Source organism: Paenarthrobacter sp. 10L412, from assembly GCF_056395565.1.
Window position 1 is genome coordinate 100127 of the sequence record NZ_JBFTJT010000016.1, and the last position, 18371, is coordinate 118497.

Annotated in this window: 17 protein-coding genes; 13 read left to right on the top strand and 4 right to left on the bottom strand. The window is 61.0% G+C overall.

What is annotated here, in order from left to right; all coding sequences use genetic code 11:
* Window position 1 precedes the first annotated feature (1 nt).
* On the top strand, window positions 2–1510 hold the full coding sequence (locus tag AC1DD7_RS20455; RefSeq protein ID WP_477516359.1) for an FAD-dependent oxidoreductase: 1509 nt from the start codon (window positions 2–4) through the stop codon (window positions 1508–1510).
* Here the strand turns inward: AC1DD7_RS20455 and AC1DD7_RS20460 are convergent, their stop codons facing one another.
* On the bottom strand, window positions 1511–2473 hold the full coding sequence (locus AC1DD7_RS20460) for a hypothetical protein (protein WP_477516360.1): 963 nt from the start codon (window positions 2471–2473) through the stop codon (window positions 1511–1513).
* 107 nt (window positions 2474–2580) lie between these two features.
* Here AC1DD7_RS20460 and AC1DD7_RS20465 point away from each other — a divergent pair, with 107 nt between their 5' ends.
* From AC1DD7_RS20465 to AC1DD7_RS20480, 4 genes are all read left to right on the top strand, one after another.
* Window positions 2581–3069, top strand: coding sequence for a DedA family protein (locus AC1DD7_RS20465; RefSeq protein WP_477516361.1), 489 nt, complete (start codon window positions 2581–2583; stop codon window positions 3067–3069).
* Window positions 3070–3100: 31 nt separating this feature from the next.
* Complete coding sequence (locus tag AC1DD7_RS20470) at window positions 3101–3904, top strand: thioesterase family protein (RefSeq protein ID WP_477516362.1); 804 nt, start codon at window positions 3101–3103, stop codon at window positions 3902–3904.
* Entirely contained in the window at window positions 3904–4674 is a 771-nt protein-coding gene (locus AC1DD7_RS20475) for a lipoate--protein ligase family protein (protein WP_477516363.1), read from the top strand. Before AC1DD7_RS20470 ends, AC1DD7_RS20475 begins: the two co-directional genes overlap by 1 nt.
* A gap of 91 nt (window positions 4675–4765) precedes the next feature.
* Complete coding sequence (locus AC1DD7_RS20480; RefSeq protein ID WP_477516373.1) at window positions 4766–7093, top strand: FdhF/YdeP family oxidoreductase; 2328 nt, start codon at window positions 4766–4768, stop codon at window positions 7091–7093.
* Between the two features lie 41 nt (window positions 7094–7134).
* Here the strand turns inward: AC1DD7_RS20480 and AC1DD7_RS20485 are convergent, their stop codons facing one another.
* Window positions 7135–7392, bottom strand: coding sequence for a mycoredoxin (locus AC1DD7_RS20485; RefSeq protein WP_017197512.1), 258 nt, complete (start codon window positions 7390–7392; stop codon window positions 7135–7137).
* A 166-nt stretch (window positions 7393–7558) separates the two neighbouring features.
* Here AC1DD7_RS20485 and AC1DD7_RS20490 point away from each other — a divergent pair, with 166 nt between their 5' ends.
* Window positions 7559–8305, top strand: a complete 747-nt coding sequence (locus AC1DD7_RS20490) for an SOS response-associated peptidase (RefSeq protein WP_477516374.1) — start codon at window positions 7559–7561, stop codon at window positions 8303–8305.
* On the opposite strand, the gene AC1DD7_RS20495 is transcribed toward AC1DD7_RS20490, so the two are convergent.
* Window positions 8306–8695: a hypothetical protein gene (locus AC1DD7_RS20495; RefSeq protein WP_431115413.1), complete on the bottom strand. Its 390-nt coding sequence runs from the start codon at window positions 8693–8695 to the stop codon at window positions 8306–8308.
* A 45-nt stretch (window positions 8696–8740) separates the two neighbouring features.
* Window positions 8741–9280: a TetR/AcrR family transcriptional regulator gene (locus AC1DD7_RS20500; RefSeq protein ID WP_477516364.1), complete on the bottom strand. Its 540-nt coding sequence runs from the start codon at window positions 9278–9280 to the stop codon at window positions 8741–8743.
* 58 nt (window positions 9281–9338) lie between these two features.
* Between AC1DD7_RS20500 and AC1DD7_RS20505 the strand changes: the two genes are divergently transcribed.
* The 7 genes from AC1DD7_RS20505 to AC1DD7_RS20535 all read left to right on the top strand — a co-directional run.
* A complete protein-coding gene (locus AC1DD7_RS20505) occupies window positions 9339–10394 on the top strand; it encodes an FAD-dependent monooxygenase (RefSeq protein ID WP_477516365.1) in 1056 nt (351 codons plus the stop codon).
* Window positions 10395–10503: 109 nt separating this feature from the next.
* Window positions 10504–10854, top strand: coding sequence for a DUF6504 family protein (locus AC1DD7_RS20510; RefSeq protein ID WP_477516366.1), 351 nt, complete (start codon window positions 10504–10506; stop codon window positions 10852–10854).
* Window positions 10855–10857: 3 nt separating this feature from the next.
* Window positions 10858–14391 carry a DNA polymerase III subunit alpha gene (locus tag AC1DD7_RS20515; protein ID WP_477516367.1) on the top strand — a complete coding sequence of 1178 codons (3534 nt, stop codon included), beginning with the start codon at window positions 10858–10860 and terminating at the stop codon, window positions 14389–14391.
* Between the two features lie 120 nt (window positions 14392–14511).
* Window positions 14512–16521: a threonine--tRNA ligase gene (gene thrS / locus AC1DD7_RS20520; protein WP_431115408.1), complete on the top strand. Its 2010-nt coding sequence runs from the start codon at window positions 14512–14514 to the stop codon at window positions 16519–16521.
* Window positions 16522–16539: 18 nt separating this feature from the next.
* Window positions 16540–17133 carry an HIT family protein gene (locus AC1DD7_RS20525; RefSeq protein WP_224090593.1) on the top strand — a complete coding sequence of 198 codons (594 nt, stop codon included), beginning with the start codon at window positions 16540–16542 and terminating at the stop codon, window positions 17131–17133.
* Window positions 17123–17734, top strand: a complete 612-nt coding sequence (gene pgsA, locus AC1DD7_RS20530; protein ID WP_477516368.1) for a phosphatidylinositol phosphate synthase — start codon at window positions 17123–17125, stop codon at window positions 17732–17734. Before AC1DD7_RS20525 ends, pgsA begins: the two co-directional genes overlap by 11 nt.
* 308 nt (window positions 17735–18042) lie before the next feature.
* Window positions 18043–18371, top strand: a 329-nt coding sequence (locus AC1DD7_RS20535; protein WP_477516375.1) for a beta/alpha barrel domain-containing protein, incomplete at its 3' end; no start/stop codon positions are given.

The window sequence follows — 18371 nt, forward strand, 5'->3', positions numbered from 1 at the left end:
GATGAAATCGCTGTGGTTGGACAGGGAATCCAGCTTCACGTCCGATGCAATCCCCGATGATAAGCACTTTGACACGATAGTGGCGGGCGCAGGGCTCACAGGAATGGTGACGGCCTTGCTGTTGTCCCGATCGGGCCAGCGCGTGGCAGTTTTGGAAGCGCGGACCTTGGGCGCCGCTACCACCGGCAACACCACGGGCAAACTAAGCCTCCTGCAAGGAGGGGCACTCTCGGCGCTGCGTGGCCAGTACTCGCTGAAAGTGGTGCAAGCCTATGTGGAAGCGAATCGCACTGGTCAGGCGTGGCTCATGCGGTATTTGGAAGAGCAGGGCGTCCCGTTTCAGCGCCGGACGGCAGTCACGTTCGCAACCAGCGACGACGGCGGCCAGCGGCTGCGCAAGGAGGCTGCGGTTTCACGGGACGCCGGCTTGGACGTGCACTTCAGCCGTGATCCCGGGCTGCCATTCCCGGTGGTTGAGGCACTGGAACTCGATGACCAGGCGCAGATCCATCCCATGGAAGTCCTGGAAACGCTGGCAAGGGATATCCGGGAGCACGGCGGAATAATTGTTGAGGGTGTCCAGGTGCAGAATGTAGGTTCTGACCTTCCCGTGGAAGTATCCACGCGAAAAGGCGCCTTCACTGCGGACACCGTCGTCATTGCTACTGGCACGCCGATCCTGGACCGCGGACTTTATTTCGCCAAGCTCGAACCCAACCGGTCATACGCTGCGGCTCTTCGGCTTCCAGGCGAAACCCCGCCACCGAGCGGAATGTACCTGAGCATTGATCCACCCACACGTTCCCAACGCACTCACCCGACGCCGGAAGGTGAGTTGTTGCTGGTAGGTGGCTATGGGCATACCGGCGGCCGGGCGGCCTCACCCAAGGCCCACCTGGACGACCTTCTCGCCTGGGCCAACCAGCATTATCCGCGCGCGGAGGTCACCCATACGTGGTCTGCCCAGGACTATCGGCCAACCAACCTCGTTCCCTTTTTCGGCAAGATGCCCCGGGGCCACGGCCGGATCTTTTTCGGCACTGGCTACAACAAGTGGGGCATGAGCAACGGAGTCGCTGCCGCGTTGTCCATTACTTCGGATATTCTGGGCGGCCAGTCTGATTGGGCCAGCGTCATTCACCACCGCGTTACGTCGCCCCAGGGAGCATTGGAAGCCGTTCGCCTCAATGCCAGCGTCGCCAAACGCATGGTTGAGGACAAAGCCAGGGTCAGGAGCAATCCGGAAATCACGGACCAGACCCGACCACCGGAGGGGAGCGGCGTCGTCGGACTTTACAAGGGTGAGCCGGCAGCTGTGTCTACCGTTGATGGCAACGTCTGTATGGTCTCGGCGAGCTGCGCCCACTTGGGAGGTTTGCTGAGCTGGAACGACGCCGAGAAATCCTGGGATTGCCCCCTGCACGGCTCCAGGTACGCACCCGACGGCAAGTATCTCGAAGGACCGGCAACCCACAACCTGCAGAAGTCGCCACTAAAGAAGAAGGACTGACTACGCCAGCCGTTTGACGCGCCGCCGGGCCTGGTCCGCGGTGCGTCGCGCCTGGGTGGCGGCGCGGACTGCCAGCTTCTTCTGCGACTCAGCGGCTTCCGCGTCCCGCGTGATGCCGATCAGTTCAGCTTCGAGGGAAGCCAAACGCTTCTTGACCTCGGCGATCTCGGCCTCGACATCCGAGCGCCTGCCCGCGACTTCCTTGACAACATTCCACGCTGTGGATGCGGCGTCTTCGGCCTCCCTGGCTTCCTGATCGGCTGCCTCAAACTCGGTGCGGGCTTCTTCCAACGCGGCCTGGCGCTTTTGGGCCCGGCGTTCGGCCAGGGATGTTGGGGTTTCCGCAGGTGCTTTCTCTTTCGGCTCCGGCTCTTGTTTCTTCTTGCTCTGGCGTGCCGGTCTGGGTTCGGCGGGCAACTTCACTTTTGGCAGTTCGCCTACATCCGGGATTTCATCGGGATTTGTTGCAGCGACGGCATCTGTCAGGTCCACGGACTCGAAGCCGCTGCTACTTAGTCCGCGCACCAGCCGTCCGGTCGTCACCGCGGCTGCGGCACTGGCGTCGGCCATTGCTGCCCGAAGCGTCTGCTCGACGTCGGCAGCACCAGCCGCACTGAGCGGCGCTCCCAGCCCGCTCGCCAGGTCCTTTGCGGCGTGCACGGCCAAGGTGAGTTGGCCTTGGCGCTGCTGGCCAAGTTCACGGAAGGCTTCAGCGTCTCCCTCCTCTTGTGCTGCACGGAGGGAAGCGCCAAAACGCACGACGTCGTCAATCACCTCGGGCTGGTGGACGGCAAGCATGTTGATGGCCCAGGCGCCTGCCGCGGGCTTTGGCAAGCTGCCGATCTCCTTCGCGAGGTCCTTCTCACCTGCCTCCTTTGCTTGTCGTGCCAAGGCTGTCCGCTCCGCCGTGAATTCACGCGGAAGCACGGCGTATAACTGTCGGGCGGCATCGCGGAGATCCATGACTTCATCCTAGGTGCGCTTGTGCCGCCCCTGGCCGGTAGCCCCCCGGGCACTTGCCCGCGGGATCTGGTCCAGAAGCCAGCGGCGCTTAGGGTAGCCTAAGTCACGTGGACCAGATCATGAGCTTGCCCTTTGGCGTCGCGCTTGCGGCGCTCTTCGCGATTGTCATGATCCGCGTCAATGTCACGTACTGGCTGGGTCGTGGGGCAGTTGCCGGCTTCGCGCACACCCGCTTCGGGGCGTCGCTCCAACAGCCCAAGGCAGCCCGGGCCCAAGCCCTCATTCAGCGTTGGGGTCCGTACGCCGTCGTGCTGTCCTTCCTGACCATCGGCCTGCAGACCGCCGTTAATCTGGCCGCCGGTGCAGCACGGATGCCGTTGCGCCGTTATCTCCCCGCTGCAGTGGTGGGCTCCATCATCTGGGCGGTGCTGTACGCAACTATCGGACTCGCTGCACTTGAGGCGTGGCTTGCGGTAGCTGCGGCGTCGCCGGTTGGTGCCGGGCTGTTGGTGACCGCTGCGGTCGCCGTGATCGTGTGGGTGGTGGTTGCCCGACGGCGTCGGTCCGCTGCCAAATCAGCAGATACAGTGGTCTGAGTTCTACTGCTGGATCGGCGAAAGGCTCGCGTTGACAACTTCACTACCGGAACTGGCGGAGGGCAACTTCTACTACGAATCGTTGGGGGAGGGCCGCTATTGCTCCACGATTCATGCTCAAGGTGCCTGGAATCCGCACGAACAACACATGGCACCTGCCTCCGGCATCATGGCTGACGCCCTCCTGAGGCATGAGCCCCGCGACGACGTCCGCATGGCGCGTATCAGCTACGAGATCCTCGGACTGATACCCGGCGGCGAGTTTCAGGTGACCACCTCAACCCTGCGGCCTGGACGAACCATTGAACTTATCCAGGCTGAGCTTTCCGCTGGGGGCCGCGTGGCCATCCGCGCCGCAGCGTGGCGCATGATCACCAGCGATACAAGTGCTGTGGCGGCGTTCGAAGACGAGGCCATGCCCGCGCCGGACGAATGCAAGTTGTGGGATGGTGCCAGCGTCTGGCCCGGGGGTTACATCCGTTCCCTCGAAATGCGCATCGCCGAAGGCCACCGGCCAGGTTCAGGCAGGGTGTGGATCCGGACCATGCATCCTTTGACGGACAAGGAAGACAGCAGCGATCTTGCCCGGCTCATGGGATTGGTCGATACAGCCAATGGCATCGCCGCACGGGTCCAGCCGGGAGAGAACAGCTATATCTTCCCCAATGTGGATCTGCAGATCCACATGTACCGTGCTCCTTCGGGCGAGTGGCTCGGGGTGGACAACAAAGTCTCCTTCGGTGCCGATGGCATCGGCCTGACGTCCAGCGTGCTCCATGACATCAACGGACCTTTTGGCAGGGCCGAACAAATCCTGACGCTGAGGAAAAGCTGATGAGCGAAGCACGGAATGACCCCGCCGGCGGCCTCGCTCAGCGCTCCAAGCTCACCGTCTACCGCCAAGAGGAATCCCTCGGCGCCGCAGAGGATCTTGATTTTGCGTTGGAGCTGCTGAAGCGGGCCCGCAGCGGGCAACTGGGTCCCTCCCTGCGCTTGTACCGCCCGCAGCCGACCGTTGCCTTTGGCCAGCGCGACGCGAACCTGCCGGGCTTCAGCGCCGCCGAGGATGCCTGCCGGGAGCTCGGCTTCGAGCCCCTCGTGAGGAAAGCCGGTGGACGTGCGGCGGCTTACCACCAGGGCACCCTGGTGATCGATCATATTGAGCCGCACCCTGACGCGATCGTCCGTGCGAAGGCACGCTTCGCCGAGTTCGGTGAGCTGCTGGCAGGTGCCCTCCGGAGCGTCGGCGTCCATGCCGCCGTCGGAGAGATCCCGGGGGAGTACTGCCCCGGGGAGTTCAGCGTGCACGGGGAGGACGCGGAGTTTCCCGCCCATCGCATCAAGCTGATTGGTACAGCCCAGCGGGTGGTGTCCGGCGGTTGGCTGTTCAGCTCCGTGATTGTGGTGGAGAACTCCGGTCCCATCCGTGACGTCCTGACGGCGAGCTACGGCGCGCTTGGCCTGGATTGGGATCCTGCCACCGCCGGTGCTGCAAATGACCTGCTGCCCCACCTGGACGTCAAGACTGTTGAGGACGCTGTTGTTGACGCTTACCGCGGCTACGCAGACGTGGTGGACGGCGACTTCCGCAGTCTTCTGGTTTAGTTGAGCACGCTCTCTGGTTAGTTGAGCACGCTGGGGGCCGGGTTTACGCTGAGGGGATCAGGAACCTAACCACACGAAACCTGGTGGAATGATGGGCCGGAAGAAGCACCCAGTTCAGGATACCGACGTCGACTTGAGCGTCAGCGAACCCAAGAGGTCGGCCGCCGGTTTGCCCAGCCTCAGCGAAACCCTTCCCCACGCGATGGCTCACATGGGCCCTTCCCGCGCATGGAAGACTCTTACGGCGGTCAACCAAAAAGACGGTTTCGACTGCATGAGCTGCGCTTGGCCTGATCCGCCGGAACGCAAGGCTGCCGAATTCTGTGAAAACGGCGCCAAGGCTATCGGGTGGGAGGCGGAGCCTCTGAGGATCCCCACGGAGTTTTGGGCCGGAAACCCGCTGAGTTCCCTGGAATCCCGTTCCGAGTACTGGCTGGGGCAGCAGGGCCGGTTGGTGGAGCCCGTATACAAGGCGGCAGGGTCGGACCACTACGCACCCGTTAGCTGGGAGCGGGCCTTGGACATCATTGCGAACGAGTTGAACGCCCTCGATGATCCAAACGAGGCCACGTTTTACACCAGTGGACGCACCAGCAATGAAGCAGCGTTCCTGTACCAGCTTTTCGTCAGGGCTTTTGGAACCAACAACCTTCCTGACTGTTCCAATATGTGCCACGAGTCCACGGGTGTGGCCATGGGCGAGACCATCGGGGTGGGCAAATCGGCCATCACGTATACGGATTTCGCAAAGTCGGATCTGATCATCATCATGGGACAGAACCCGGGAACCTGCCATCCGCGGATGCTGACCGCATTGGAGGAAGCCAAGCTCGCGGGTGCGTCCATTGTCGCTGTTAATCCGTTGCCCGAGGCTGGCCTGATCAACTTCCGCAACCCCCAACGTGTCCGCGGCCTCGTTGGGAAGGGAACTGACTTGGCTGACCAGTTCCTGCAGATCCGGCTCGCCGGAGATATGGCGCTGTTGCAGGCTGTTTCCAAGCGCGTCCTGGATGCTGAAAGCGCTGCGCCCGGTTCGGTGTTGGACCGCACGTTCATCGATGAGCACTGCCAGGGGTTTGTTGGATTCGCTGCTCACCTGGCAACTTTGCAGGAGCGGGACGTTCTTGCCGCCACAGGCCTGACCAGCGCAGAAATCGATGAACTCGCTGACAGGTACATCCACGCGGACAGGGTCATCATCACGTGGGCCATGGGACTGACCCAGCATAAGAAGGCAGTGCCCACCATCAAGGAGATCATTAATCTCCTTCTGCTCCGCGGCAACATTGGAAAACCGGGCGCTGGCCCTTCGCCAATCCGTGGACACAGCAATGTCCAGGGTGACCGGACCATGGGCATTTGGGAGAAGATGCCGCCGCGGTTCCTTGACGCCTTGCAGGATGAGTTTGGCTTTGAGCCGCCACGGAAGGCCGGTGTTGATTCGGTGGACAGTATTCGTGGAATGCGGGACGGCAGGATCAAGGTCCTCATCGCGCTGGGCGGGAACCTCGTGCATGCGATCTCGGACACCGCGGTTGCTGAGCAGGCTGTGCGTCGGACCAGGCTTTCAGTCCAGATTTCCACCAAACTGAATCGCTCACATGTTGTGGTTGGCGAGCAGGCCCTGATCCTTCCGACCCTTGGCCGGACCGAAATCGACAAGCAGGACGGGATTGAGCAGTTTGTCACCGTAGAGGACACTGTGTGCGCAGTGCACCGCTCCGCCGGGACGCTGGAACCCATCGCCCCGGACGTTCTCTCTGAAGTGGCGATCGTCAGCCGGCTGGCCGAGGCGGTTCTTGATCACAAGGTTCCGGTGGATTGGGCGGGTCTGAGGCGCAACTATGACAGCATCCGTGACCACATTTCCCATGTGGTGCTTGGATTTGATGACTTCAATACCCGCATCCGCGAGCGCGACGGTTTCGTGCTTCCGCATGGCCCGAGGGATTCGCGGACGTTCCCCACAGCAACGGGAAAGGCCATGTTTTCTGTCAATGAGCTGGAAACCATTGAAGTACCGCCGGGGAGACTGCTCCTTCAGACGGTGCGGTCCCATGACCAGTTCAATACGACCACGTACTCCATGAACGATCGTTACCGTGGCATCAAGAAGGGCCGCATGGTCTTGTTGGTGAACCCTGAGGATCTGGCGGGGTTGGGTTTCCAGGATGGCGCCTATGTGGATGTGCACAGCGAAGCCGACGACGGCGTTGACCGGGTGCTTCGACAGTTGCGTTTAGTGGCGTACCCCAGTGCCAGGGGCTGTGCGACTGCCTACTATCCGGAAGCGAATGTGTTGGTGCCGCTGGATTCGACAGCGGAAGGCAGCAATACGCCGGCGTCGAAGTCTGTAATTATTCGTCTTGAACCGGCTGCCGCCCCGATTTTCGAGGCGGCGGCCGGACAGCGGAAGTGAATGCCTTAGGCGACCGGGGTGCTTTAGGCGACCGGGTCTCTTTAGGCTGCGAGGCGGTTTTCTACTTCGGAAGCAGAAGGGTTGGTTGCTGCGGTTCCGTCCGGGAACAGGACGGTGGGGACGGTGCGGTTGCCTCCGTTGAGCTGCTCGACGAGTTCGGCCGTGCCATCTACTTCTTCGATGTTGATCTCGGTGTAGCCGATGCCCTTGGCGTCGAGCTGCTTCTTCAGGCGGTTGCAGTAGCCGCACCAGGTGGTCGAGAACATGGTGATGGTGCCGGAGTCGGGAGTGAAGTCCACAGAGCTCTCCTCAGTATTGGTCGTTTCCACGGGTGATTCGTTGGTATCAACCGTAACCCGCAGCCCAATAATTCCCGTGAGGCCGGGAATCGGGGTTACGTCACATTCCGGGCTGGTGTGTCCTTGGGCGACACGGCAGACTGTTCCCATGTGTGGACGTTATGTAATGGCCCGTGCCGTGGGCGATCTGCTGGCTGACTTTGATGCCGAACTTGAAAACGAGATCGCCCTCGAAAAATCGTGGAATGTAGCTCCAACGGATGCTGTTCCGATTGTGCTGGAAAGGCTCGTGGACGATGGTTTGAAGCGGCAGTTGCATGTTGCACGTTGGGGGCTGGTCCCCTCATGGGCGAAAGATCCCAAAGGCGGCGCTCGCCTGATCAATGCCCGCAGTGAGACTCTCCTGGAGAAGCCGTCGTTCCGAAAAGCTGCTGCGGCCAGGCGCTGCGCTGTTCCCGCAGATGGGTATTACGAGTGGAAGAAGGGCGAGGGAAAGTCCAAGCAGCCGTACTACGTGCATCCGGCGAATGGCGAGGGGCTGGTCTTCGCCGGCCTGTATGAGTGGTGGCGGGACCAATCGATGTCCAACGACGACCCCGACCGGTGGCTGTTGTCCATGTCCATCATCACCGCCGACACCCCGACGTCCGAATCGGCCCGCACCCGCCGCAGTGCCTCTGTCTTTGACGAGCTGACTGCTTTGCATGACCGGGTTCCCTTGCCCATGAGCAGGGAAACGATGGAGGCCTGGCTGGATCCACGCCAGGACGATGCGGCCGGTTTGGTGGACATGGTCCGCTCAAGGGCGCACGATGCCGCTGCTGACTGGACGCTCGACGCTGTGGGGCAAGCGGTCGGAAATGTCCGCAACAACTCACCGGAACTCATTGAACCGGTGGAGGGCCTTTTCTAGCTAGAGCGATTCCGTCACCGGGACGCCGGCTTGGAACTCGCGGCCGTCCGCCTCGCTGAAGGCCGTCATGACGTGGCCTTTGCTGAGCCCATGGATGGCGGACATCGGGAAGTTTCCGGTGATTACGTTCCCGGAGTGTTCCACGCCCTTGATGTCATAGTTTTCCTCGGCACTGAGTGAGTGGTTGAAGGAGTAGAACGAGATCGCTTCTCCATTCATGAACTCAATGCCGAGCCTGCGTTGGGAGGAATAGTCCTCGCTGGCAGCAACAAGGCCCACGACATAAGCGCCGGAGCCCGGTATGTTGCCTTCGATTTCGAATCTCGCAACGAGGTTGTCATCGGCGGCGGAGATACTGACCTGCTTCAGGAGTGCGTCATTGGTACTCATGCCACAATCCTGCTCTGTGGACCCGCCCGCGTCCACCCCTTTGCTTCATCCCTCCAAGAGTCGCCGGACGTTGGCTGCGACTGTGGTTTGGTCCATCGCCTGGCCGCGGCGTGCCGTCAGGAGGTGCATGGCCAACCCGTCGCCATAGTCCGATACGGCTTCTGCGCGGGCCCTTGGGTCAGGAATTCCCAGGGAATCGAGCATCTGTTCAAGAGCTGAAAGCATCCTCCGGTGCCCGGCGGCCACCACCTCGGGTTGGTCAAGGGCAAAGGTGAATCGTGCCCGGGTCAGTTCAGCGTGGTTTTGTACGAGCCCGAGCAGCGCTCCCGCGAGCTGTTCCGCCAAGGCAGCTACCGACGTCGGGAATTCGGACCCACCCTGCTGCTGCAGCAGGAGCGAGTCCCGTTCTTCAACGCGGTCGACGGCGGCAGCTACCAAAGCGGCACGGTTGCGGAAGTAATTGGAGGTCGTTCCGACGGCCACGCCGGCTTCGGCGTCAACGGCCCGGTGGGTGAGTCCCTTCAGGCCTTTGGCGGCCACCACGGCGAGGGCGGCGTCGGCAAGATCGGTTCGTCTGTCCGGCATGGCGAAAGTCTAGTCTTTAACCTCCCAATTACTACAAATGTAGTAGTACATTGGCACCATGAAAAAAGTGGATATCGTCGGTGGTGGCATAGCAGGCCTAGCCCTGGCAGGAACTCTTGATCCCAGTCAGTTCCACGTCACCGTGTACGAACAGCGGGCCGGCCTCCCGGCAGTAGGAACAACCCTGGCCATGTGGCCCGAAGCCCAGGAGGCACTGGCCTCATTGGGGATCCTTGGCGCCGTCCGGGAAAACAGCCCCATCATCAGGGGCGGCGCGCTCCGGAGCGCCACAGGGGTGCCGTGGTTAAGCGTGGAAGGGCAGAACCTTGTGGGTGTCGCCCGCCACACGCTCCTGCGCCTCCTCGACTCAGCCGTACCCCCAACAGTCCAACGACGCATCGAAAAGCTGGACGCGGTTCCAAGCGACGCCCACCTGATAGTGGCGGCAGACGGAGTGCACAGCATGGTGAGGCGCTCCGTGTGGGGCCAATCGCGTGCGGCCAAGCTGACGCCCTACCTCGCCGTTCGAGGCGTCATTGCCGCAGAGCCGGGAAGTGAAACCATAGGTGAGTACTGGGGGCGCGGGGACCTCTTTGGCATAGGCCCTTCAAGCGGCGGAACCAACTGGTATGCATCCTTCCGCTCCGGGATGGGGCCCGAGGGAATTGACGTCGGCGAAGCCCTTGCAATGGCGCGCCGCCGCTACGCCGGGCACTCGCAGGGTATCCAACATGTCCTGCAAGCAGCGGTGCCCGAAACATCATTGGCACAACGCATTTGGACCACCCCGCCGCTATGGCGTTATTCCCGGGGCAATGTGGTCCTCATCGGCGATGCGGCCCACGCCATGGCGCCCAACCTTGGGCGAGGCGCTTGTGAGTCGTTGATAGACGCCGTCACCTTGGGCAAGCTGGTCAACACCCTGCCCCTGGATCGGGCCCTCGATGCCTACAACCGTCAACGCGTGCTACGGACCCAGCAATACCGCATCGGTTCATCCCTGATGATGCGCGTGGCGCTCGCAGAAGGTGCGCAACCCCTGCGCGACAAGCTGCTCGACCTTGCTGCCAAACGAAAGTCCAAAGGGCCCGGAAGGAGCAAAACTTCCCAGTAGGTTTTGTCGGAGGGGCGACGTAAACTGGATATATTCGAACATACATTCGAACGATGATCTTACGATCATCACTGATCCAGGGTGATGCTCACAGGCAAGGAGTGTGGATATGGGGCTTTTCAGTGAGTCCGTGGACGTCATCTGCACGGATACAGGCCAGCCGCAGGAAATCCAGTGGAAAGGAACCCACTACCTCGTCACCAACGAACCCCTCAGATGGTATGAACGACGCCAATGGTGGGTAGAAGAAAGCCGGGCACCACTGGGAAGCGGCGCAGGCCTGGTGGATCACGAGATCTGGCGGGTCCAACTCCAGCGCCCGCAGGACGAAGGGCAAACCGGCAAAACCAAAACCATCACCCTTGACCTCGTCCGCCACCTCGCCAGCGGCCGCTGGCGGCTCCTGCGTATCCACGATGCCGCACCGGCCCAGGCAGTCGAACCAGACGAAGCCGCCTGAACCTTGAGCTTCACACACCTGCACGTCTCCACAGCCTTCAGCGCCCACTACGGCGTCTCCTGGCCAGACGAACTTGCCCAATCAGCCGCAGCAGACGGCGCAACAGCGCTCGCCTGTACTGACCGGGACGGCTTGTACGGCACCATCAAACACCTCAAAGCATGCATGGACGCCGGTATAGACCCCATCATCGGCGTGGACCTCGCCATATTCGACGACGACGGCGACCACCGCACCCAAGTAGCGGGCCGCGTCGTCGTACTCGCCCACGGCAACAACAACGGCGCCGGCTACCGCGCCCTCTGCCGACTCGTCTCAGACGCCCATGCCCGCACCTCCGGTAAAGCCGGGGGAGTAGTGCCCGTTGCCGTAACACGGGCAGAACTCGCATCACGCACACTGGACCCAAAAACCCTCAAACCCGTGCTAACCGTCCTCATAGGACCGGACTCCGATGTAGGCCACGCCATGGGAGGGCGGAAATATCTTCGCCCCCGGACACTCTTCAAACAATGGATCGACGCCATGCCTCCCGGAACAATCGTCGCCGAAGCCGTATCCCACCTCAGCGCCCCTGGAGAACCCCTCAGCACATCCCACGCTGTACGCATGCTCAAACTCGCCCTTGAATACAACATCCCCGCCATCCTCAGCAACGCCGTCCGCTACTGCGCCCAGGATGGCGCCCCCACCGCAGACGTCCTGGACTCTGCACGCACACTAAAATCCCTCCCCGAACTCTCATCGGCCCCACTGCTGCAACCAACGGGCCTGCTCCAACCAACCGGGCAGGGTTGGTTGAAAAACGCCCAACAAATGCTCCAACTCGGCAAGGAAATCATGGGCGCCGCAGGTCAAGGAGCAGCAGGGCTGAACAAGCTGCTCTCCAACACAGAAGCGCTCGCCGACAAATGCCGCATCGATCCCGTCCTGGACATGGGATGGAAAAAGCCCGTTGTTCCCGAAGCTTCCATCATCGGCATCGACCGTGACCCCATGGTGGAACTCACCCAACGATGCGAGGCAGGAATCACCCGGCGCTTCCCCGGCATCAACGGCGATGCGGAAATGCAGATGCGCTCGCGGTTGCAGCATGAGCTGGGGATCATCGACAAACTCGGCTTTGCCTCCTACTTCCTCACTGTTGCGGAAGTATCCAGAATGATCATCGAGATGGGCGTCCGGGTAGCTGCCAGAGGTTCCGGGGCTTCCAGCTTGGTCAACTATCTGATCGACATCAGCCAAGTGGATCCCATCCGCCATGACCTTATTTTTGAACGGTTCCTCTCGGGTCGCCGATCCACCCTTCCCGATATTGACATCGACGTCGAAAGCGCCGAAAGGCACAACGTCTACCGGAAGATCTTCGAGCGCTTCGGAGCCGAACGGGTGACCCTGATGAGCATGCAAAACGGTTACCGGGCCCGTGGTGCTGTCCGCGATGCCGGCATGGCCCTTGGCATGGACGACGGTGAAATCGGCGAAATTGCCAAGCAGTTGTGGCGCTTCTCCGCACGTAAATTCAGGGAGGCATTGGTTGAAAAACCTGAACTTCGTGAATTTGCCGGACGGGTGGAGGCTGGCCGTGAAGGGCCTGGGGGCATGGAGGAAAACCAGCAGTTGGACCTGCTGGTGGATCTCACTGAAAGGTTGGACCGCCTTCCCCGGCACATTTCCATGCACCCGTGCGGTGTGATCCTTGGCGATGCCACGCTCCTGGACAGAACCCCGGTACAGCCCAGCGGGTTGGGTCTGCCCATGAGCCAGTTCGACAAACACGACATGGATCCCATGGGCATGCTCAAACTGGATGTCCTGGGTGTGCGGATGCAAAGTGCCATGGCGTTTGCGGTGCGGGAGGTTATCCGCCTTCATCCGTCCAAAGCGGAGGTAGTGGCTGCTGGACACCATCCGGTGGAGGCGGGAGGCGCTGGTCCGGACTATATTGCCCAGGACGGCAGGATTGATCTCAATGCGGTGCCTTTCGACGACGAGCCCACCTATGAGTTGATCCGCAGTACCCACACCTTGGGCTGCTTCCAGATTGAATCCCCTGGCCAGCGTGAGCTGATTGGGAAGATGGCACCGCGGGAATTCAATGACCTCATCATCGATATTTCCTTGTTCCGCCCTGGCCCCATGAAGTCGGACATGGTCCGCCCGTTCCTTGAACACCGGCATGGGTTCGCACCCGAGGTCTACCCGCACCCGGACCTGAAGCCCGTTTTGCAGGAAACCCATGGCGTCACGGTTTTCCATGAGCAGATCCTGAAGACCTTCCATGTCATGACAGGGTGTGGTTTGGACCGGGCGGACGAGTTTCGTCGGGCCTTGGGTGACGAGCTCCACGAACCTGAAGTAGAGAGGTATTTCCGTCGGGAAGCGATCAAGGGATACTCCCCGGACGTCGTGGACAAAGTGTGGGGAACCCTCAAAGCCTTCGGCAGCTTTGGTTTCTGCAAAGCCCATGGTGCTGCTTTTGCTGTGCCCACCTATCAATCGGCGTGGCTGAAGGCACATCACCCTGAAGCGTTTCTTGCAGGGCTGTGGGAACACGATCCAGGGATGTACCCCAAACGGCTGCTGGTTGCTGAGGCCCGTCGCTTGGGTATTCCCATCCTGCCCTTGGATATCAATCGCAGCCAGGCTGAGTACAGGGTGGAAAGAATCCAGGAAGGCCAGGATTCCGGCAAGCTCGGCATTCGCTTGAGCCTGAACGGAATATATGGACTGTCGGGAGCGGAACTGAAGCGGATCGTGGCTGGTCAACCCTATGATTCCCTCGCGGACCTCCGAGCCAGGGCCAGGGTGAGCAAACCGAATATCAAGAGGCTTGCCCAACTCGGAGCCTTCGATGCCCTGCACCGGGATGCCGGCGGAACTGCAAACCGTGCCGATCTGGTGCAGCACTTGCAGGCCCTCCAGGGCAGTCCCTCCAAGAAGGCCAAGGACGTCATCGAAGGGCAATTATCCCTACCCCTTGGTGATGTGGAGCTGCGGAACCTTGCTGCTGGATTACCTGAGCCCAGCATGGTGGAGAACGTGCGGGCAGAGCTTGATCTCATGGCAGTGGATGTGAGCGAGCATCTTATGGAAAGCCATAGGCCATTGCTGGACAAGCTTGGCGTAACTACGGCGGATAAGCTCCTGGGTCTTCGCAACGGCACCGAGGTACTGGTTGCCGGTGTCCGGATCGCAACTCAGACACCTCCCATGCGTGGTGGGCGCCGGGTGGTGTTCATCAGCATCGACGACGGTACAGGCTGCGTGGATACTGTCTTCTTCCATGAAGCGCAGGAAGAATCGGGTCCGCTCCTGTTCGGTACCCGACTTTTGCTGATCCGCGGAACTACGCGAAGAACAGGTCCCAAGGGAATCAGCCTCAGTGCCAGCAAAGCCTGGGACCTTAGCCGCCCCGAAACTTTGCCGTTTGCCGAAGTCCTGCCACCCGGCGTCGGGCTTCCGCCTGAATTCACTCATTCAGGGCCCCTTGATGGTATCTCCAGGAACCTGGCCATCACGGGCCTCGGGAGCTGAATCGCGGCGTCGGCGCGCTGCTTTGGCCGCCTTCGTCGAAACAGATACGATTGACGATGGCTGGCTGTGGTCCCCGTACGCCACAAGCTATGAAGCCTTCACTATGAATAGGAGACACCCGTGTCAGATGCCCAACAGATCACCCTCATCGTCGATGGCGAAGAGACCAAGGTGACGGAAGGGACTACCGGCGCGGAACTCTTCTTCGAGCGCCGCGACGTCGTAGTTGCCCGTGTCAATGGTGTGCTGAAGGACCTTGACCAGGTTCTCACCGAGGGTGCAGACGTCGAAGGTGTCACCATTGAATCTCCTGACGGACTCAACGTTCTCCGTCACTCCACCGCGCACGTTATGGCCCAGGCCGTCCAGCAGCTGCGGCCTGATGCCAAGCTTGGCATCGGTCCTTACATAACTGACGGCTTCTACTTCGACTTCGACGTCGCCGAGCCGTTCACCCCGGAAGACCTGCGCCAGCTGGAAAAGATGATGCAGAAGATCATCAACCAGAACCAGAAGTTCGTTCGCCGCGTTGTCACTGAAGAAGAAGCCCGCGAAGCCATGGCTGGCGAACCCTACAAGCTGGAGCTGTTGGGCAAGAAGAACGACGCCGCCGACGCCGGAGAAGGCGTGAACGTTGAAGTCGGTGCGGGCGACATCACTATTTACGACAATGTGGACCGCAAGAGCGGCGAAAGCGTCTGGTGCGACCTCTGCCGCGGACCGCACCTGCCCAACACGAAGATCATCTCCAACGCGTTCGCGCTGACGCGCTCATCCTCCGCATACTGGCTGGGCAACCAGAACAACCAGCAGCTTCAGCGAATCTACGGCACCGCATGGCCCACCAAGGAAGCCCTCAAGGCTTACCAGGAACGCATCGCTGAGGCAGAACGCCGCGATCACCGGAAGCTGGGTGTGGAGCTGGATCTGTTCTCGTTCCCGGACGAACTCGGATCGGGCCTTCCTGTGTTCCACCCCAAGGGCGGCATCATCCGCAAGGCCATGGAGGACTACTCCCGTCAGCGCCACGTGGACGCTGGCTATGAGTTTGTTTACACCCCGCACATCACCAAGGGACACCTTTACGAGGTCTCCGGCCACCTTGACTGGTACAAGGACGGCATGTTCCCCGCGATGCAGGTGGATGCCGAGCTCAACGAAGACGGCACTGTGCGCAAGCCCGCGCAGGATTATTACCTGAAGCCGATGAACTGCCCCATGCACAACCTGATCTTCCGCTCACGTGGCCGGTCCTACCGCGAACTGCCCTTGCGCCTGTTCGAATTCGGCTCGGTGTACCGGTACGAGAAATCCGGTGTTGTGCACGGACTGACCCGTGTCCGTGGAATGACACAGGACGACGCCCACATCTACTGCACCCGCGAGCAGATGAAGGACGAACTCACTACAACACTGAACTTCGTTCTTGGCCTTCTCAAGGACTACGGCCTGGATGATTTCTACCTCGAGCTCTCCACCAAGAACGAGGAAAAGTTCGTAGGTGACGACGCCGCCTGGGAGGAAGCCACCCGCACACTCGCCGAGGTTGCGGAGGCCTCCGGGCTGGATCTGGTACCGGACCCGGGTGGAGCAGCATTCTATGGGCCGAAGATCTCCGTTCAGGCAAAGGACGCCCTCGGCAGGACCTGGCAGATGTCCACGATTCAGTTGGACTTCAACCTGCCTGAACGCTTCGAGCTGGAGTACCAGGCAGCCGATGGAACACGCCAGCGTCCCGTCATGATTCACCGCGCACTCTTCGGTTCGGTGGAGCGGTTCATGGGCGTTCTCACCGAGCACTACGCCGGCGCCTTCCCCGCATGGCTGTCTCCCGTCCAAGTGGTGGGCATCCCTGTGGCCGAGGCATTCAACGACTACATGTTCGACGTCGTCGGCCAGTTGAAAGCCGCGGGAATCCGTGCCGAGGTGGACATTTCTTCAGACCGTTTCCCGAAGAAGATCCGCACGGCCAGCAAGGACAAGGTCCCGTTCGTCCTGATCGCCGGCGGTGAGGACGCCGAGGCAGGTGCTGTCTCGTTCCGCTTCCGTGATGGCAGCCAGGATAACGGCGTGCCCGTGGCAGAGGCGGTCCGCAGAATCGTGGACGCCGTCAAGAACCGCGAAAGCTGACGGAACGGACAATAGACGGTGCAGGAGAACACAGGCGCGGCAGCTGACCTTCCGGGCGACGCCGAAGTAACCGATGACTTCGGCTTGGCAGGTGTTCCGGACGCTTTTCAGCGCCTGTGGACTCCCCACCGCATGGCCTACATCAAAGGCGGACAGGACCAGTTCAAGAACAAGGACGACTGCCCGTTCTGTGTGGGACCCACCCGTAGCGATGAGGAGTCCCTCATCGTCTATCGGGGGAGGACCTGCTACGTGGTGCTCAACCTTTTCCCGTACAACCCAGGCCACTTGCTGATCTGCCCCTACCGCCATGTTCCGGACTACACGGACATCACGGTGGAAGAAACGGCGGAATTCTCCGAGCTCACCCAGACAGCCATGCGAGTGCTGCGGAAGGTTTCCAACCCCAGCGGCTTCAACCTGGGCATGAACCAGGGTGTCACCGGTGGAGCAGGAATCGCAGCGCACCTTCACCAGCACGTTGTGCCGCGCTGGGGTGGGGACGGAAACTTTTTCCCCATCATCGCCCAGACCAAGGCCATAACGCAGACACTCGACGAGGTCCGCAAACTGGTGGCCGAAGCCTGGCCGGGGGAGTCGAATGCTCAATAGGCATGCCCGCGGTTTCTTTACTTCCCTTTTCACACCCTTGGCGCGTTGGCTCCTCAAGATTGGCGTGTCTCCTGACGCAGTGACCGTGGCTGGTACAGCAGGAGTCATTCTCGGCGGACTGGTTCTGTATCCGCTGGGATATCTGTGGTGGGGTTCAGTGGTGGTGGCATTCTTCGCGTTCTCGGACGTCGTGGATGGCATTATGGCCCGCTTGCAAGGCCGAAGCGGCGGCTGGGGAAATTTCCTCGATTCCACCTTGGACCGTTTGGCGGACGGCGCCATCTTTGCAGGGCTGACCATCTGGTTCTTCACCAACGGTGAGGACCCAGCCATTGGTACTGCCGCCGTAGTTTGCCTGGTACTGGGCATGGTGGTTTCCTATGCGCGGGCAAAGGCTGAATCACTGGGCTATCAAGCCAGCGTTGGCATTGCCGAGCGTGCAGAGCGTTTAGCTTCGGTGCTTCTCATCACTGGGCTCACAGGGCTGGGACTTCCAGCAGTGGTGCTCTTCGCCACCCTGATCCTTCTCGCCCTCGCCAGTGTGGTCACTATCGTGCAAAGAATGGCGACTGTCCGCAAGCAAGCGATGGCCGAAGCCTAGGAAACTGTCATGTGACCAGAGCCCGGCAGCGGCAGTTGTGCAGGTGTCCTATGGTCGCCCTCTTCTTGGCCCCCGAATGCGGTAATGAATGTACAGCCACCGGGCAACGTGCGACTAGTATTACTAGTACTTGGTCACCTTGACCTGAAAATCCGGTGTGCGCTGATTGCGGTCGTGTGGCTGCGCGAGCCACCGGCGAAAAGGTCGTTTATCTACCCATAGGGGTTTTTGTGTCTACACCAGATGTAAGCAACGAAGCCGGTTCGTCCGCGAACAGCGTCACGGGCAGCAGCCGCGTTAAGCGGGGCATGGCGGAGATGCTCAAGGGCGGCGTCATCATGGACGTCGTTAACGTCGAGCAGGCCCGCATCGCCGAGGACGCCGGTGCCGTCGCCGTCATGGCGCTCGAGCGCGTACCGGCCGATATCCGCGCCCAGGGTGGCGTGTCCCGCATGTCCGATCCCGACATGATCGATCAGATCATTGCCGCCGTGTCCATCCCGGTCATGGCCAAGGCCCGCATCGGCCACTTCGTCGAAGCCCAGGTCCTGCAGTCCCTCGGTGTGGACTACATCGACGAGTCCGAGGTCCTGACCCCGGCCGACTACGTGAACCACATCGACAAGTGGAACTTCAC

Bases quoted from the DNA above. Each gene is read 5' to 3' on its own strand.
- AC1DD7_RS20475 (WP_477516363.1), top strand. From the start codon at position 3,904: ATGAGCGAAGCACGGAATGACCCCGCCGGCGGCCTCGCTCAGCGCTCC.
- AC1DD7_RS20500 (WP_477516364.1), bottom strand. From the start codon at position 9,280: ATGCCGGACAGACGAACCGATCTTGCCGACGCCGCCCTCGCCGTGGTG.
- AC1DD7_RS20510 (WP_477516366.1), top strand. From the start codon at position 10,504: ATGGGGCTTTTCAGTGAGTCCGTGGACGTCATCTGCACGGATACAGGC.
- AC1DD7_RS20460 (WP_477516360.1), bottom strand. From the start codon at position 2,473: ATGGATCTCCGCGATGCCGCCCGACAGTTATACGCCGTGCTTCCGCGT.
- AC1DD7_RS20495 (WP_431115413.1), bottom strand. From the start codon at position 8,695: ATGAGTACCAATGACGCACTCCTGAAGCAGGTCAGTATCTCCGCCGCC.
- pgsA (WP_477516368.1), top strand. From the start codon at position 17,123: ATGCTCAATAGGCATGCCCGCGGTTTCTTTACTTCCCTTTTCACACCC.
- AC1DD7_RS20490 (WP_477516374.1), top strand. From the start codon at position 7,559: ATGGCCCGTGCCGTGGGCGATCTGCTGGCTGACTTTGATGCCGAACTT.
- AC1DD7_RS20480 (WP_477516373.1), top strand. From the start codon at position 4,766: ATGGGCCGGAAGAAGCACCCAGTTCAGGATACCGACGTCGACTTGAGC.
- AC1DD7_RS20505 (WP_477516365.1), top strand. From the start codon at position 9,339: ATGAAAAAAGTGGATATCGTCGGTGGTGGCATAGCAGGCCTAGCCCTG.
- AC1DD7_RS20455 (WP_477516359.1), top strand. From the start codon at position 2: ATGAAATCGCTGTGGTTGGACAGGGAATCCAGCTTCACGTCCGATGCA.